The organism is Sphingomonas sp. GW822-FHT03G08, assembly GCF_058801135.1.
The window spans coordinates 2,559,632-2,575,829 of record NZ_JBXAMZ010000001.1 but is presented as its reverse complement, the minus strand read 5'-3'; the positions used below and the strand labels follow the sequence as shown (position 1 = coordinate 2,575,829).

Below are 16,198 nucleotides of genomic sequence, written 5' to 3'. Positions count from 1 at the left end.
CGCCGGGCGCGACCGGCTCGGGCTCGGTCAGCGAACGGCCGAACAGTCGATGGCGCAGCTCGCCTAGCTTTTGGGCGAGCTTCGACATCAACTCAGGCGTCGGCCGGCTCGTCCAGGCTGTAGCCCAGCCCGCGAATGGTGGTGATCACGTCGGCGCCCAGCTTCTTGCGGATGCGCGTGACGAACACTTCGATCGTGTTCGAATCGCGATCGAAATCCTGGTCGTAGATATGCTCGATCAGCTCGGTGCGGCTTACCACCTTGCCCTTGTGATGGAGCAGGTAGGACAGCAGCTTGTATTCCTGCGCGGTCAGCTTCACCGGCTCGCCGGCCTTGGTGACCTTGCCCGAGCGGGTGTCGAGGCGGATGTCGCCTGCGATCAGTTCGGCCGAGGCGTTGCCCGAGGCGCGGCGGATCAGCGCGCGCAGGCGGGCGATCAGCTCCTCGGTCTGGAACGGCTTGGCGACATAGTCGTCGGCGCCGGCGTCGAGGCCCGCCACCTTGTCCGACCAGCTGTCGCGCGCGGTCAGCACCAGCACCGGGGTGGTCTTGCCTTCCTTGCGCCAGCGATCGAGCACGGTCAGGCCGTCGATCTCGGGCAGGCCGAGGTCGAGGATGATCGCGTCATATTGCTCGTTGGAGCCGAGATAGAGCCCTTCCTCGCCATCGGTGGCGAGGTCCACCGCATAGCCCGCGCCTTCCAGCGCATTGCGGAGCTGCTGCCCCAGGGTCGGCTCATCCTCGACGATCAGAAGTCGCATGTGTTTCCCCTCGGCGGGCCTAACTGCCCGATTTGCGGACGATCGCGCCGGTGCGGCCATCGACGTCCACCCAGATCACCGATCCATTGCGCAGGAACTTCAGCGTGTAAACTTCCGTCGCGGGATCGAAGTCGAAACCAAGATATTGGGCACCCGGCAGGCGCGGCACGACCCGGCGCTCGATCTCGCGGACCGAGAGCGGTGGGCCCTGGCGCCGGGCGGCGCGCGGTCCGTCCGAATCCTGGCGCCAATTCGCTTGCGCAGCCGCATCCCCGGCAGGCACGAATGCCGCCAGGCAGGCGCAAAGGATGGGCGTCACCAACATCTTCATGCGAGATGGCATAGGGTCCGGGCATTGAATAGCCCCTGAACGTGCCAGTCAGCCGGCTGTAACTTGCCGGACATCGTCCCACCCCCTAGGTGGCCCGCATGGCTGCACCTGTTCTCTCCTTTGAAAATCTCGGTCTCGTCCAGGGCCATGGCTGGCTGTTCCGCGGGCTGAACCTCTATGTCGGCGAGCGGGACCGGCTGGCGCTGATCGGGCGCAACGGCGCGGGCAAGACGACCCTGCTCAAGCTGATCGCCGGCACGATCGAGGGGGACGAGGGCCGCCGCACCATCGTGCCGGGCACCCACGTCGTGCTGCTCGAGCAGGAGCCGCGCATGGAGGGCTGCCCGACCTTGCTCGACTATGTCCTTTCGGGCAGCGATGCGCCGCCCCGGCACGAGGCGGAGGCGATCGCCGACCAGCTCGGCATCGATCTCAGCCGCGAGGCGAAGACCGCCTCGGGCGGCGAGCGCCGCCGCGCCGCGATCGCCCGCGCGCTGGCGATGAACCCGGACGTGCTGCTGCTCGACGAGCCGACCAACCATCTCGATCTCGCCGCGATCGAATGGCTGGAAGACTGGCTCACCCGCTTCAATGGCGCGTTCATCGTCATCAGCCATGACCGTACCTTCCTCACCCGCCTCACCCGCTCCACGCTGTGGCTCGATCGCGGGACGATTCGCCGTGCCGAAGTGGGCTTTGGCGGGTTCGAAGCCTGGACCGACCAGGTCTATGCCGAGGAGGAGCGCAACGCCCAGCGGCTCGACGCCAAGCTGAAGATCGAGGAGCATTGGCTCCAGCGCGGCGTCACCGGCCGGCGCCGGCGCAACCAGGGTCGCCTCGAAAAGCTCAAGGAAATGCGCGCCACCCGCGCCGCGATGATCGGGCCGCAGGGCGCCGCCAAGCTGGTCACCGCCGCTGACGACAGTAACACCAAGGTGGTGATCGACGCCAAGCACGTCACCAAGCGCTTTGGAGATCGGACGATCATCAAGGACCTGACCTTCCGGGTCACCAAGGGCGACCGGATCGGCATCGTCGGTGCCAATGGCGCGGGCAAGTCGACCCTGCTCAAGCTGCTAACCGGCGAAATCCAGCCGGATGAGGGCACGGTCAAGCTCTCCAATACGCTGAACGGCGTCATCATCGACCAGCAGCGCAGCCTGATGGATCCGGCCAAGACGGTGCGTGACGTGCTGGCGGACGGCGGCGACTGGATCGACGTTCTCGGCGTGCGCAAGCACGTCCATGGCTATCTCAAGGAATTCCTGTTCGATCCGTCGATCGCGGAAGCGAAGATCGGCACGCTGTCCGGCGGCGAGCGTTCGCGCCTGCTGCTGGCGCGCGAGTTCGCCCGCCATTCGAACCTGCTGGTGCTCGACGAGCCGACCAACGATCTCGACCTCGAGACGCTGGACCTGCTCCAGGAAGTGATCGCCGATTATGAAGGCACCGTGCTGATCGTCAGCCACGATCGCGACTTCCTCGATCGCACGGTGACGGTGACGCTGGGGCTCGACGGGTCGGGCACGGTCGATGTGGTGGTCGGCGGCTATGCCGATTGGGAAGCCAAGCGTCGCCCGAAGGTGGATGCGAAGAAGGCGGCGCCCAAGGCCGCCGCTGCGCCCGAGGCGCCGAAAAAGGCGACCAAGCTCAGCTACAAGGACCAGCGCGACTACGACCTGCTGCCCAGGCGGATCGAGGAAATCGAGGCGCAGATCGCGAAGGACGAAGCGGCGATGGCCGATCCGGACCTTTATACGAAGAATCCCGACAAGTTCGCGAAGCTCAGCGACGGTATCGGCAAGCTGCGGGATGAAAAGGACGCGGCGGAGATGCGCTGGCTGGAACTGGCCGAGATGGTCGAGGCGCTGGGCTGAGGCTCAGGCTTCCAGCGCGACGGTGACCTTCGTACCCTGTGCTCCGGTCTCCGTAATCGCGGTGCCCCGGGCCTGGCGGACAAAGCCGTCGACGAGCTTTTGCCCCAGCCCTCCATCCTTGCGCGGCTTCGGCTCGGCGGGCAGGCCGACTCCGTCGTCGCGCACGGAAAGCAGCCAGCCCGGCGCTGCGGTTTCGAAGCGTATCTCGATCCGCCCGCTCTCGCGCCCTGCAAAGGCGTGCTTGGCGGCATTGGTCACGAGTTCGTTGACGATCAGCCCGATCGAGACGGCGCGGTCGCGGGGCAGGGCGGCATGGTCGCACACGCAGTCGAGCGTGATCGCTCCGCGCAGGAACAGCGCCTCGGCCAGCGCCGCGCTCAGCTCCTCGAGATACACCGCCATGTCGACATCGCCCGGCGAAGCCGCGCCGCCGCGATAAAGATGCCGATGCGCCCGGGCTATGCTCTCTACCCGCGTCAGCGCCGAGGACAGCGCCTCCTGCGTCTCCGCATCCTTCGTACGGCGCCGCTGCATGTCCAGAAGCGCCGCGACGAGGGTGAAGTTGTTCTTCACGCGATGGTCGAATTCGGCAAGGAACAGGTCGCGTTCGGCAAGCTCCCGATCTCGCTCCTGGGTGGCACGGCGCACGGCGCGGCGGAACAGCTCGGCGATCAGCAGCACCGCGGCATAGTTGATCGTCGCGAGCACCAGCCGGCCCATGTCGTCGGGACTCTTTAGCAGGAAGCTGTGCTGCTCGGGCAGGATGAAATACCAGCTGTAGAGCAGGGTCAGCGCGCCGGTGAGCAAGCCCGCCTGCCAGCGGCCGAACAGCGTGGCGATCAGGACGGCGGGGAAGCCGAGCGAGAAGGGGCCGGCGGCCGGGGCGATCGCATCGATCAGCGCGCGCAGGCCAATGGCCAGCCCGGTGATGAGCAGGCCGAAGCTCAGCTGCACCAGCAACGCGCCGCGCCCGCTCGGCGCCAGCCGGTCGGCAAGATCGGTTTCGCCTATTCGCCCCATGAAGGGAGGAGGCATCGGCCACCGGCGAGAGTCAAGCATTCCCGCCGGTCGCTTTGATCCAGATTAGTTTATGTGAAGCCGAATCAACGACATGGTGTCGGCTTCTCGGTCATTTCTCGCGCATGATCCGATTGCCGGCGCCCGTCATGCTGATGCGTGGCCGCGCCTCGCCGGGAGCACGCCAGCGGATCTGGTTATCCGCGCCTTCCACCCGAATCGTGGACTTGGTGGCGAGGTCGATCACGATCCGGTTGCCTGCGCCGGTCAGGTTCAGACCGGTGCACGCGCCGCGGATCGTCAGCGTGTTGCTGGCACCTTCGATCTGGACGGTGCCGCCATTACAGTCGATCTCGGAATTCTCGCCCGCGCCGCTGAACTCGGTCTGCGCCTGGGCCGGCAATGCCCAACTCGCCGCGATCGGCGCAAGGATCATCACTGCCAGTTTCCGAAAATCGTGCATTGCCGTCTCCCATCGTTGCGAATCCGAAAGGAGACGCGCAGCGGCGGGCGGTGTTCCCTCTGCTGGTCAGAGGTTTCGGCCGGACCGTCCCGCGAGATCGACGACATATTGCCAGGCGACGCGCCCGGATCGACTGCCGCGCCGCGTCGCCCAGCCGATCGCCTCGGCCGGATCGAAGCTCAGCCCATGCGTCTCGGCATAGCCGCGGACGATGTCGACATAGGTATCCTGGTCAACGGCATGGAAGCCGAGGCTCAGCCCGAAGCGATCGGCCAGCGCCAGCCCGTCATCGACCGAATCGCGGGGATTGATCGCGCTCGCCTGCTCGGCAATGTCGCGGGTGACGAGATGGCGGCGGTTGGAAGTGACCAGCAGCCGGGCATTGTCCGGCCTCGCCTCCGCCCCGCCCTGGAGCAGCGAGCGCAGCGCCCGCGCATCGCCGACGCCGTCGAAGCCGAGATCGTCGAGGAAGATCGCGAAAGGCCGGTCGGTGGTGCTGAGCAGCGCGAACAGCTCGGGCAGCGTATCGAGCTGGGTGGTCACCGCCTCGACCAGCGCCAGCCGGCCGCCCTCGGCCTGCACCGCTGCGACCGCGCTCTTGACCAGCGCCGACTTGCCGGTGCCCCGTGCGCCCCAGAGCAGCACGTCCTGCGCGGCATGGCCCTGCGATAGCCGTGCGAGATTGCCGACCAGCGCCTCGCGCTGGCTGTCCACGCCGCGAAGGATCTCGATCGGCAGCGGATCGAACACGCGTGCCGGGGAGAGTCCGTGCCCGCGCCATACATAGGCCGGATGTGCCTCCAGGTCGGCTGGCGGGGGCGGCGGCGGAGCCAGCCGGTCGAGTGCGTCGGCGATGCGGGCAAGGACTTCTTCGTGCATGGGGGCGGCTATAGCGTGGCGCCGCCGCCGGCTCACCCCCAACTTGCCTATCGGCACCTATTGCCTGGGTTTCCTCAGGCGTTGATGCCGCCATCGACGGTGACAACCGATCCGGTCACGAACCGCGCCGCCGGGCTGGCAAGGAACGCGACGACTGCCGCGACGTCCTCGGGCTTGCCGTAATGGCCAAGCGCGGTGAGGCCGCGCAGCGTGTCGGCGAAATCTCCATCCGCCGGGTTCATGTCGGTGTCGATCGGGCCGGGCTGGACGAGATTGGCGGTGATTCCGTTCGGGCCCAGGTCGCGCGCCAGGCCGCGCGTGAAGGCAAGCAGAGCCGACTTGGTCATCGAATAGAGCGTCGAGCCGGCAAAGGGCACGCGCTCGGCCAGGCACGATCCGATGGTGATGACCCGGCCGCCTTCGCCGAGATGCGGGATCGCCGCGCCGGTGGCGATCACTGCCGAGCGGACATTGACGTTGAGCAGTGCGTCGATCTCCTCGAGGTTGAGGTCGACGACCTGACTGTAGCGGGCGATGCCGGCATTGTTGACCAGGATGTCGAGCCCGCCCAATGCCGCGACGGCTTCCGTCACCGAGCGCTTCACTGCTTCGGGATCGGCGCTGTCGGCCTGGATGGCGATGGCGCGGCGGCCCTTCGCTTCGATCGCGCGCACGATCTCGGCCGCGCGATCGGCCGAACGCTCATAGGTGATGGCGACATCCGCGCCCTTGTCCGCCAGCGCCAGCGCAATACCCGCACCGATGCCGCGCGAGGCGCCGGTCACCAATGCACGCTTGCCGAGAAGCTCAGTCATTCGTCCGTTCCTTATTCTATAGTGATCGATACAGAATAGCTGGGAAGCTTGTAGGCGGGCGTCAAGGGAATTATGTAACGATCGATGCAAAATTCTGGAGAAGAGACGCAAACCCGATCCCGCGGGCGCCCGCGCGCCTTCGATCGCGCGCGTGCGCTCGAACGGGCGACGCGGCTGTTCTGGGAAAAGGGCTATGCCGCGACGTCGATCGCCGACCTGACAGAGGCGATGGAGATCGGCGCGCCAAGCCTCTACGCCGCCTTCGGCTCGAAGGAGGCACTCTATGCCGAAGCGCTGGGCCATTATCGCGACAGTAACGAGGCGTTTGTCTGGGCAGGCTTCTTTGCGGCGGACACGGCGCGCGGTGCGGTGTCCTCGCTGCTGATGGATAGCGCCGCGGCGTTGACGGGCTGCCTTGCCGATATGCCGCGCGGTTGCATGGTCACGCTCTCGGCGGTGGGCAGCGAAGGCAATGCCGAACTTGGCGAGCGGGTGCGCTCGGCGCGAGCGATCACCTTCGAACGGCTACGCGCCCGTCTCGATCGTGGCGTCGCGCAGGGGGAAATCCCTGCTGCTGTCGATCTCGATGCGCTCGCCCGCTTCGTTCAGACGGTACAGAGCGGCATGTCGATCCTGGCGCGCGATGGCGCGGGCCGGGCCGAGCTGGAGGGCGTCGCCGAGGTCGCGATGCTCGGCTGGGATACCCGGGTGGACGTTACCCGTTTGCCATCGCCTGGGCCTCGGCCCGCTCGGTAAAGCTCGGATCGGCAAGCGCGGCCGCCGCATTCTGCTTCGCTTCCGCCTTGCGGCCAAGCGCGGCGTAGATCTGGGCGAGGTGCCAGCGCAGGCCCGGATGCTTCGGCGCCAGGATCACGGCCTTCTGGAGCAGCTCCAGCCCGCCTTCCTTGTCGCCACCCTTGAACAGCGCCCAGCCATAGGCGTCGACCACCGCCGGATTGGCCGGGGCCAGGCCATAGGCAGCCTCGCCGAAATCGACCGCGGTGCCGGTTTCGCCGGCGCCGGCATAGGCGGCGGCGAGCTCGCCGTTGAGCGCGGCGTCGCCGTCACCGATCCGGGCGCGGATGTCCTCCAGCGTGTCGATCGCCGCGTCATAGTCGCCGGCGGCGAGCTGCCAGTGCGCCGAGATGCGCTGGGCGGCGATGCTGCCCGGGTTCTGCGACAGGAACAGCGCGAGCGCGTTGGCGGCGTCCTCGCGCTTGCCGCTGCGGTCGAGCGCTTCGACCAGGCGGAGCAGGGTCGGCTCGTCGAAGCGCAGGTCGGCCGCGCGCTTGTAGACGGCGACGGCGTCGGCCGGGCGATTGAGCAGCATCAGCATGTCGCCGAGCACGACCTGGGCGGCGGGCGCGCCGGGGTTCTTCGCCGCGATGGCCTGGGCGCGGGCGAGGGCGCCGCCCTTGTCGCCGCTGGCGATCAGGGCGCGGATCAGCGGCAGCGTCGCCTGGGGATCGTCGGGGCGCTGGTCGGCATCGGCGGCGAGCGTCGCGGTGCTGTCGTCCGCGCTGAACGCACTCGCTTCGCCGATAGCCGGGAAGGCGGCGCGATCGAGGAAGCGGGCGGCGCTTGCCCGGTCGCCGATCCGCTCGAAGCCGCGGGCGACCAGGGTGAGCGCGTAGCTGTCCGCATCGGCGCGGGCGACGACCGGGCGCAGTGTGTCGATCGCGTTGCGGGCGCGATCGGTGCGGAGCAGCGCGAAGGCGAGCAGCTTGCGGGCGGTGATGTTCATCGGCTGCATGCCGACCAGGTCGCCCAGCTTGTCGATCGCCTGTTCGTAGTCGCCCTTCTGCAGGGCGAGCGTGCCGCCGAGCAGGATCACGCCGGGCAGATCGTTGATCGCGCCGCCGGTTTTTTCGAGGATAGCGCGGGAAAGGTCGAAATTGCCCGCGCGCGCGGCGATCACCGCCTGGAGATAGAATGCCTGCGGGCTGCCCGGCCGCGCCGCCAGCGCGCGGCGGGTGGCGGTGACAGCATCCACGGTACGGCCGATATCCCCGAGCGTCGCGGCATATTCGATCAGTACATCGTGGCGGGCGGGGTCGCGCTTCAGCGCCTGCTCGAACCAGGGCAGGGCGGCGACCAGGCCATATTGGCTGCGCACGATTTCGCCGCGCAGGATCAGCGCGTCGATATAGCCGGGGGCGAGCCTTACCGCGCGGTCTGATGCCTGGGCGGCACCGATCAGGTCGCCCGCCGCATAGCGATAGCGTCCCATGTCCATCCAGACGCCGGCATTGTCCGGGGCCAGGCGCAGCGCTTCGTCCAGCGCGGCACCGGCGCCGGCGAAATCGCTCTGGGCGGTGAGTGCGCGGGCACGGATTCGAAGTCCGTAGGGGCGCATCGCGGCGGGGGCCTTATCTGCCTCTGCCGGGGCCTTGTCGGTCTTGCCCTGCAGCACCCAGGCTTCGGCGCGCCATTGCGGCACCGCCTTGGGATCATAGCCGGCATCGACCGCACGCTGGATCTCGCCCTCGGCTCCCACGCCGTCGCCCAGCGCGAGCAGCGCGCGGGCAAGAACGATATGGGCGTTCTCGTTGTCGGGATCGCCGCGCACCGCTTCCGCGGCAAGGTTACGCGCGCCGGTGGCGTTGTCGGCCTTGAGCATCGCCTCGGCGCGGGTGGTGGCTTCCGCCGCTTCGGCCGTGCCCATCCTGCCGGGACTCAGCGCGAACCATCCGCCGGCCAGCACGGCGAGCAGCACGACGAGCGCGCCGCCGATCACCAGCAGGCGCCGGAGCGGAATGCCCCGGGAAGAGGAGCGCCGGCGGCGCCTAGGGCTGGAGGTCATAGGCCTTCATCAGGTCATAGAGGGTGGGGCGGCTGATCCCGAGCAGGCGCGCGGTGCCGGAGATATTGCCCTCGGCGCGGGCAAGCGCATGGCGGATCGCCTTGCGATCGGCGAGCTCGCGCGCGGCCTTGAGGTTGACCGGCTCGATCTCCGCCTGGGCCTCGAGATCGAGATCCCCGGCGGTGACATGCTTGCCCTCGGCCATGATCGCCGCGCGCTTCACCCGGTTCTCGAGCTCGCGGACGTTACCGGGCCAGCCCCAGGCATCGATCGCGGCGAGCGCGTCGGGCGCGAAGCTGCGCGCGGTCGTGTTCATCTGCGCGGCATATTTCTGCAGGAAATGGCGCGCGAGCAGCCCCGCGTCACCCGGGCGCTCCGCGAGGCTCGGGATGCGGACGACGATCTCGGCGAGGCGGTAATAAAGGTCTTCGCGGAAGCGATTGTCGGCGACCATCGCGTCGATGTCCTGGTGGGTGGCGCAGACGATGCGGGTATCCACCGCGATCGCCTGTCGCCCGCCGACCCGTTCGATTACGCGCTCCTGCAGGAAGCGCAGCAGCTTGACCTGGAGCGGCAAGGGCACGTCGCCGATCTCGTCGAGGAACAGCGTGCCGCCCTGGGCGAGCTCGATCTTGCCTTCGGTGGTCTTCACCGCCCCGGTGAAGGCGCCCTTCTCGTGCCCGAACAGCTCGGATTCGAGCAACGTCTCGGGGATCGCGGCGCAGTTGATCGCGACGAAGCGGCCCTTGCGTCCGCTGCGATCGTGCAACCCACGGGCAAGCAGCTCCTTGCCGGTACCGCTGGCGCCAAGCAGCATGACGGACACGTCGGCGCTTGCGACGCGCTCGATCGTGCGGGTGACCTTGAGCATCTCCGGCGCGCCGGTGAGCATGCCGCCCAGCACCGCGCCCGCCTCGACCCGCTCGGCGAGGCGGCGGTTCTCGGCTTCCAGCGCATGGACGTGGAAGGCGCGGGCGACGATCAGGCCGAGCGCGTCGATGTCGATCGGCTTCTGGTAGAAGTCCCAGGCGCCGAGCGAGATCGCGCGGAGCATCGATTCATGCGCGCCGTGGCCCGAAGCGACGATCACCTTGGTATCGGGGCGCAGCGACAGGATCGTCTCCAGCGTGGCGAACCCCTCGGTGGTGCCGTCAGGATCGGGCGGCAGGCCGAGATCGAGCGTGACCACCGGCGGCTCCTCGGCGCGCAGCACGGTGATCGCTTCCTCGCGGGTGGAGGCGGTGAAGATCTCATAGCCGTCATAGGCCCAGCGCAACTGGCGCTGGAGGCCGGCATCGTCCTCGACGATGAGCAGCTTGGGCAGGGCGCGGCTGTCGCTCATGCGGCACGCCCCCAATTGTCGCCCCGGGTGCCGAGATCGGCGGGATGCGCGGCCTTGAGGATCACGCGGAAGCGGGTGCCCCGGCCTTCGCGCGAGGTCACTTCAATGCGGCCCTCCATGGCATGGGCGAGCTGGCGCGCCTCGAAGGCGCCGATGCCGAACCCACCTTCCTTCGACGAGACGAAGGGCTTGAACAACTTGTCGCGGATGAAGGCCGGCGACATGCCGCAGCCCTGATCGACCACGTCGATCGCCACCCGCTCGCCGTCCGCCGAAACCGACAGGGTCACGGGCTCGTTTGCCGGGCTGGCGTCGATGGCGTTCTGGAGCAGATGGGCGAGCAGCTGCTCGAGGCTGGCGGGATCGGCATTGGCGATGGCGTTGCGCACGCCGGCGGTCACCACCGGGTGCTGGCCCTTGCGGTGTGCCGCGACGCGCTCGACCAGCGTGACCACTTCGATCGCGTGCGGTGCCTCGGGGCGGCTGCGATGATGCTGGGAAAGGCGCGCGAGCAACCCGTTCATCCGCTCGGCCGAGCTTTGCAGCGTCGCGATCATGTCGGCGCGGAATTCAGGGTTGTCGGCATGGCGCTCGGCATTGCGGGCGGTCAGTGTCAGCTGGCTCACAAGGTTCTTAATGTCGTGGAGGATGAAGGCGAAGCGGCGGTTGAACTCGTCGAAGCGCTGCGCCTCGGCGAGCGCGTCCTGCGCGCGGGCTTCGGCGAGATAGGAGGCGACCTGGCGGCCGGCGACCTTGAGGAGGTCGAAATCCTCCCAGTCGAGCGCGCGGTCCAGCGTCGGGCGGGCGAGCAGGATCGCGCCGGCGAGCTCAGTGAGGTGCGGCAATGGCACGATCGCCCAGGCCTCGGGCAGGTCGAGCATCCATTGCGGGACGGCGGCGGCGTCGAGATGATCCTCGTTGCGGCGGATCGCATCGAGCTCGACGATACGGCCGGTCAGCCGGAGATGTTCGGCAAGCGCCGTGTCGCCGGCGATCGGCAGGGTCGCCCGGTCCCAGTTCCAGCTCGCGCCGACGCCCAGCCCGCCCGCGTCGGGAACGAGCAGCACGCCGGCGGGGCTTTCGGTCAGGTCGGCGATCGCCTTGACGATGCGTTCGTCGAGCGCGGCGCCGCCCTGCGGATTGCCGAGCGTCTCGGTGAAGCGCATCCATTCGGTGCGATAGTCATAGCGGTGACGGAAGAGATGCTTGGCGAGCTTCACCTTCAGCCAGGCACGCAGCCAGCTATTGGCGACCAGCGTGAGGATCGCCGCCGTGGAGCCCAGGACGAAGGCGGTCTGCAGCACGCGGGCATTGGCGCCGCCGATCGTGGCGATGGCCGAAGTGGCGAGCGCCAGCAGGGCGAAATAGGCGCCGATCGCGACCAGCGAGAGAGACTGGTAGGTAACGGCGCGCGACACCTCGATCTTCCATTCGCCCTTGCGCTGGAGCGCGGTGCCGATGGCGAGCGCGACGGCGAGGTAGGCAAGGCCGCGCAGGACCAGCGGCTCGATCCGCCACTCCGCGGCGACATAGGCGACGGTGTACAGCGCGAATTCGGTGCACCAGATCGCCGCGAGCGCGACCACCAGCGTGCGCAGCGCCCCACCCGCGCCGGGGCTGAGCGCGGACCATAGCGCCTGGACGAGCACCAGCGCGGCGACCGCGACCAGCATCCGCATCAGCAGCGCGGCGTTTGCGACCGGGACGGCCAGTTCCGGCTCGGGATTGGTATAGACGATGAGCGTCAGGATCAGCGCGGCGACCTGGACGAGCGCGACCACGCCATAGACGGTGCCGAGTGCGATCGGCGGGCGCGACTGCGCGTCGCGGCGATGGAGCACCAGCATGAAGCCGAGCCAGGCAAGGTTGCGCAGCGTCTCGGCGAACCAGCTGGCGACATCGGCGGTGCCGATGCCGGCGACTGCGAGCGCCCAGAGCGCGGTGGCGGCGAGCGCAATGGCAAGCGGACGGCGCGGGAGCCCCGCCAGGTCGGCGCGCCATGCCCAGAGCGCGAGCGCCCCGAACAGCAGCGCCGCCAGGGCGTGCAGCCAGAGCAGCAGGGCGGCCATCAGCGCGCGCCTTCAGGGAACAATACGACGCGGATGGTCTGGAGCAGGATCAGCACGTCGAGGAACGGCGAATAGTTCTTCGCGTAATAGAGGTCGAACTCGAGCTTCTGGCGCGAATCCTCGATCGAGGCGCCATAGGGATAGTTGATCTGCGCCCAGCCGGTGATGCCCGGCTTCACCATGTGGCGCTCGGCATAATAGGGCAGCTTGGTCTCGAGGTCCTCGACGAACTGCGGGCGCTCGGGCCGTGGGCCGACAAAGCTCATCTCGCCCTTGAGCACGCTCCAGCATTGCGGCAGCTCGTCGATCCGCGTCTTGCGGATGATCCGGCCGATGCGGGTGATGCGCGGGTCGTCCTTCTCGGCCCAAACCGCCTGGCCATTCACTTCGGCGTCCTGACGCATCGAGCGCAGCTTGATGACGTCGAAGCCCATGCCGTAGAGGCCGACGCGGCGCTGGCGGTAAAAGGCCGGGCCCTTGCTCTCCAGCTTCACCAGGATCGCGGTGAGCAGGATGATCGGCAGCATCAGCGTGAGCAGCAGCGCGCTCGCGCCGATGTCGAACAGCCGCTTGAACATGCTCGAGAACATGCGGCCCGACGAGAAACCGTCGGAGAAGATCAGCCAGCTCGGATTGACGCTGTCGAGGTCGACGCGGCCGGTCTCGCGCTCGAGGAAGGTCGAGATCTCGTTGACGTGGACGCCGGTGGTCTTGATGCGCAGCAGGTCCTTGAGCGGCAGCGCGTTGCGGCGTTCCTCGAGTGCCAGCACCACTTCGCTGGCGTTGAGGACGACGACGTGATCGGCGAGGTTGTAGATCGCATCGCGCGCGATCGCCTCGGGGATCACGCGATTGGCTTCGCTCATCGCGACATAGCCGACCACGACGAAGCCGGCGCCGGGCGCCTTGGACAGGTCCTTGAGCCGCTGCGCCCGCGCGCCTGCGCCGAGTACGACGATGCGTCGCTTGAACGCCTGGCTGCCCAGTGCCTTGCCGAGCAGGATGCGGAGCGCGATCAGCAGGCCGATCGAGCAGCCCATCGCGTAGAGCAGGTTGGAGCGCCAGAAGCCGATTTCGGGGATCAGGAAGTAGAGGACGCTGAGGCCGATGACGCCGAGCGAGATGGCGACGATCAGGCGCGCCATCGCATAGCGCAGCGACTGGAGCGCATCCGAGCCATAGACGCCGACCGCGACCATCGCGACTTCGAGGAACAGCGCGTAGCTGACGAGCTGGGGCCAGCGCTCCTGGACGGGAGGCAGGCCGATGCCCAGCTGATGCGCGCGCAGCATCCAGCCAAGCTCGCCCGATATCGCCAGCAGGACGATGTCGAGAAAGCCGAGCAGCAGCACGGCATTGGGCACGTAATGCTTGAACAGCCGGATCATGCCGCCTTTTGTACGGGCGAAGTGTAAACAAATCCGACATGGCGGACGTTACGCCGGCGGGATGAAAAATCTGGAGGCCGTCACGAAACTGTGGTCAAAGCCATGTGTTTGATTGTGCGGGCAAAGCACCACATCAGATTTTCTCAGGAGGTCCGTAACTCATGTCGGATTCGCAACCGATCGTCCCTGTCATCCTGTCGGGAGGATCGGGCACGCGCCTGTGGCCGATGTCCAGGGCGGAGAAGCCGAAGCAGCTGCTTTCGCTCACCGCCGAGGAAACGATGCTGCAGCTCACCGCGCGCCGCGCCGCCGGGGAGCAGTTCGGTCCGCCGATCGTCGTCGCCAATGCGCATCATGCCGACATGGTCGAGGAGCAGCTCGCGGCCGCCGACAGCACGGCGCGTGCGCTCGTGCTCGAGCCGATCGGCCGCAACACCGCGCCCGCGATCGCGCTCGCCGCGATTGCCGCCGGGGGCGGGGCCGAGCCGCTGCTGGTGATGCCGTCCGATCACGTCATCGCCGATGTCGATGCCTTTCATGCCGCGATCCAGGCGGCGTTGCCGCTGGTCCGCGACGGCTGGCTGGTCACCTTCGGGATCACGCCCGATGCGCCCGAGACCGGCTATGGCTGGATCAAGGTGGGCGAAGCGATCGGCGACGGCGTCCACCGGGTCGAGCGCTTCGTCGAGAAGCCGCCGCGCGAGAAGGCGGAGGAGATGCTCGCCCATGGCGGGCATACCTGGAACGGGGGCATCTTCCTGTTCCGCGCCGACATCTATCTGGGAGCGCTGGCGAGCTACGCGCCGGAAATGCTCGCGGCCGCGCAGCAGGCGATGGAAAAGGGCCGGCGCGACGGCGCACGGATCTGGCCCGATGCGGACAGTTTCGCCGCCAGCCCTTCGGACTCGATCGATTATGCGGTGATGGAAAAGGCGCCGCGCGTGGCGGTGGTGCCGGTCACGATGGGCTGGAGCGATGTCGGCAGCTGGGACGCGCTCCACGCGATCAGCCATGCCGATGCCGGCGGCAATGTGGTGCGCGGCGATGCCGTGGTGATCGAATCGAGCAATTGCCTGGTGCGTGCCGAGGGCGGCAAGCGCGTCGCCCTGGTCGGCGTGGAGGACCTGATCGTGGTCGTCTCGGGCGATGACGTGCTGGTGCTGCCGCGCGGGCGCAGCCAGGAAGTGAAGAAGATCATCGAGGCGATGCAGAAGAGCGGCTAGCCTGCCGCGCGGACGGCCTCCAGCTCGGCGAAGACCGGTGCGACATGGTGATCCACGGCAGCGCGGAGTTCGGGGTCGGCTTCGCGTTGCTTGGCTTCTCCGTCGGCGGTGAAACGGGTTCCCGGCGCCTTGGAATAGCGTGTAGCGGCTGCTTCCATCGCTTTCCGCGCCGGTCCTTCCGGCGCCACGCCGAAATGCGGCAGGATCCGATCGAAAAAGGCACCGGGCAACTCGGCATAGTTCACGAGCAATCCCTGGCCCTGGCCGTGCTCGATCACGGCCTGGCAGGTCCGCTCGAGCACGCGCGCGATGAAGCTGCGCTCGGGCAGCCAGGCGTCCTCGGGCGCCAGGCCGAACCATTCCAGCGGCACGATGCCGGGCACCGTCTGGGCGCCGCGCTGGCGCAGCTGCGATACCAGCACCTCCACCGGATCGCGGTAGAGGAAGATCCAGGGCGTGTCGGGGAAGGCGCGGCGAAGCAGCGGCAGCGCGCGCGTATGCCAGCTGTCGAGCTTGAGGAACAAATGCTCGGCGGCGCGGGCATAGGCGTGGACCAGCGCGCGCAGGGCGTCGGCGTGCGTGTCGGGATCCTCGAACGGGTGCTGGATCATCGCGTCCAGCACCGAAGTCTCGGAGATCGAGACATGGCCGGGCGCGGCCCCGAGCATCTGCGAGACCAGCGTCGAGCCGCAGCGCGACATATGGAAGATCAGGCCCGAAGGCGCGCGCAAGTCCGCCCGGCCGACAAAGCCTTCAAGCGGCGTGGCGGTGCGGAACAGGCGGTTGAACGGCCGCCCGCCCGCCTCGAGCACCGCATCCTCGTAGAAGGGCGTGCTGGGCGAGATGCCGGCGAAGTGGAACCACTGGATCGCGGGCTGTGGTCCGCGCACGAAGCCGACCGGGAGCCAGCTTTGGGGCGGCCATTCGGCTTGCATGACCGGGGCCGCGCTGAAACGGAACATGCCGATCGGATCGGGGCGGCCGCATCCGGCCAGATCCTGCGCGGTGAGGGGGATGCCCCGTGCCGCGGCCCAGGCGATCGCCCGTGCCTCGAACACGGCCGGGTCAAAGGGTTCCGCCAGCTGGGCCTGCGCAGCGGGGTCGGCCATGACTGCGGCGCGGAACGCCTCGATCGGAGTTGGTGGCGTTGCAATCATCGGGCGCTGGGATAGGGTCTCTGGAAAGGAGCAGTCAGGCTAATATGGCAACGGCACCCACACAATCCGCTTG

General features: G+C 68.0%; 14 protein-coding genes. 3 read left to right on the top strand and 11 right to left on the bottom strand.

What is annotated here, in order from left to right:
- Nucleotides 1–92: 92 nt before the first annotated feature.
- Both AC1RJ5_RS11865 and AC1RJ5_RS11860 read right to left on the bottom strand, forming a co-directional pair.
- The gene (locus AC1RJ5_RS11865; protein ID WP_184162042.1) at nt 93–761 is read right to left on the bottom strand and encodes a response regulator transcription factor; all 669 of its coding nucleotides are present in this window, start codon (nt 759–761) and stop codon (nt 93–95) included.
- Nucleotides 762–780: 19 nt separating this feature from the next.
- The gene (locus AC1RJ5_RS11860) at nt 781–1,092 is read right to left on the bottom strand and encodes a hypothetical protein (protein WP_269573712.1); all 312 of its coding nucleotides are present in this window, start codon (nt 1,090–1,092) and stop codon (nt 781–783) included.
- Between the two features lie 98 nt (nt 1,093–1,190).
- On the opposite strand from AC1RJ5_RS11860, the gene AC1RJ5_RS11855 reads away from it, so the two are divergent.
- Entirely contained in the window at nt 1,191–2,969 is a 1,779-nt protein-coding gene (locus AC1RJ5_RS11855; RefSeq protein WP_493113440.1) for an ABC-F family ATP-binding cassette domain-containing protein, read from the top strand.
- A 3-nt stretch (nt 2,970–2,972) separates the two neighbouring features.
- On the opposite strand, the gene AC1RJ5_RS11850 is transcribed toward AC1RJ5_RS11855, so the two are convergent.
- The 4 genes from AC1RJ5_RS11850 to AC1RJ5_RS11835 all read right to left on the bottom strand — a co-directional run bounded on the left by AC1RJ5_RS11850 (nt 2,973) and on the right by AC1RJ5_RS11835 (nt 6,143).
- Complete coding sequence (locus tag AC1RJ5_RS11850; RefSeq protein WP_493113439.1) at nt 2,973–3,989, bottom strand: sensor histidine kinase; 1,017 nt, start codon at nt 3,987–3,989, stop codon at nt 2,973–2,975.
- 109 nt (nt 3,990–4,098) lie between these two features.
- Nucleotides 4,099–4,449 (bottom strand): DUF3060 domain-containing protein, encoded by a 351-nt coding sequence (locus tag AC1RJ5_RS11845; RefSeq protein WP_493113438.1) that lies wholly within the window; start codon nt 4,447–4,449, stop codon nt 4,099–4,101.
- Between the two features lie 66 nt (nt 4,450–4,515).
- A complete protein-coding gene (locus AC1RJ5_RS11840; protein ID WP_269573716.1) occupies nt 4,516–5,328 on the bottom strand; it encodes an ATP-binding protein in 813 nt (270 codons plus the stop codon).
- A gap of 74 nt (nt 5,329–5,402) precedes the next feature.
- Nucleotides 5,403–6,143, bottom strand: a complete 741-nt coding sequence (locus tag AC1RJ5_RS11835; RefSeq protein ID WP_184162024.1) for a 3-oxoacyl-ACP reductase family protein — start codon at nt 6,141–6,143, stop codon at nt 5,403–5,405.
- An 84-nt stretch (nt 6,144–6,227) separates the two neighbouring features.
- On the opposite strand from AC1RJ5_RS11835, the gene AC1RJ5_RS11830 reads away from it, so the two are divergent.
- Nucleotides 6,228–6,899, top strand: coding sequence for a TetR/AcrR family transcriptional regulator (locus AC1RJ5_RS11830; RefSeq protein ID WP_493113437.1), 672 nt, complete (start codon nt 6,228–6,230; stop codon nt 6,897–6,899).
- Here AC1RJ5_RS11830 and AC1RJ5_RS11825 read toward each other — a convergent pair.
- Genes AC1RJ5_RS11825 through AC1RJ5_RS11810 form a run of 4 tightly spaced genes read right to left on the bottom strand, consistent with a single transcriptional unit; the run spans nt 6,859 to nt 13,745 of the window.
- Nucleotides 6,859–8,880 (bottom strand): tetratricopeptide repeat protein, encoded by a 2,022-nt coding sequence (locus AC1RJ5_RS11825; protein ID WP_493113436.1) that lies wholly within the window; start codon nt 8,878–8,880, stop codon nt 6,859–6,861. The two genes, AC1RJ5_RS11830 and AC1RJ5_RS11825, sit on opposite strands and share 41 nt — an antisense overlap.
- A 49-nt stretch (nt 8,881–8,929) precedes the next feature.
- Entirely contained in the window at nt 8,930–10,288 is a 1,359-nt protein-coding gene (gene prsR, locus AC1RJ5_RS11820) for a PEP-CTERM-box response regulator transcription factor (RefSeq protein WP_184162015.1), read from the bottom strand.
- Nucleotides 10,285–12,357 carry an XrtA/PEP-CTERM system histidine kinase PrsK gene (gene prsK, locus AC1RJ5_RS11815; RefSeq protein ID WP_493113435.1) on the bottom strand — a complete coding sequence of 691 codons (2,073 nt, stop codon included), beginning with the start codon at nt 12,355–12,357 and terminating at the stop codon, nt 10,285–10,287. Before prsK ends, prsR begins: the two co-directional genes overlap by 4 nt.
- Complete coding sequence (locus tag AC1RJ5_RS11810) at nt 12,357–13,745, bottom strand: TIGR03013 family XrtA/PEP-CTERM system glycosyltransferase (protein ID WP_269573720.1); 1,389 nt, start codon at nt 13,743–13,745, stop codon at nt 12,357–12,359. The genes prsK and AC1RJ5_RS11810 overlap by 1 nt, the downstream gene beginning before the upstream one ends.
- A gap of 161 nt (nt 13,746–13,906) precedes the next feature.
- On the opposite strand from AC1RJ5_RS11810, the gene AC1RJ5_RS11805 reads away from it, so the two are divergent.
- Nucleotides 13,907–14,968 (top strand): mannose-1-phosphate guanylyltransferase/mannose-6-phosphate isomerase, encoded by a 1,062-nt coding sequence (locus AC1RJ5_RS11805; protein ID WP_342248895.1) that lies wholly within the window; start codon nt 13,907–13,909, stop codon nt 14,966–14,968.
- Here the strand turns inward: AC1RJ5_RS11805 and AC1RJ5_RS11800 are convergent.
- Entirely contained in the window at nt 14,965–16,125 is a 1,161-nt protein-coding gene (locus AC1RJ5_RS11800; RefSeq protein ID WP_493113434.1) for a sulfotransferase family protein, read from the bottom strand. The genes AC1RJ5_RS11805 and AC1RJ5_RS11800 overlap by 4 nt on opposite strands.
- Nucleotides 16,126–16,198 lie beyond the last annotated feature (73 nt).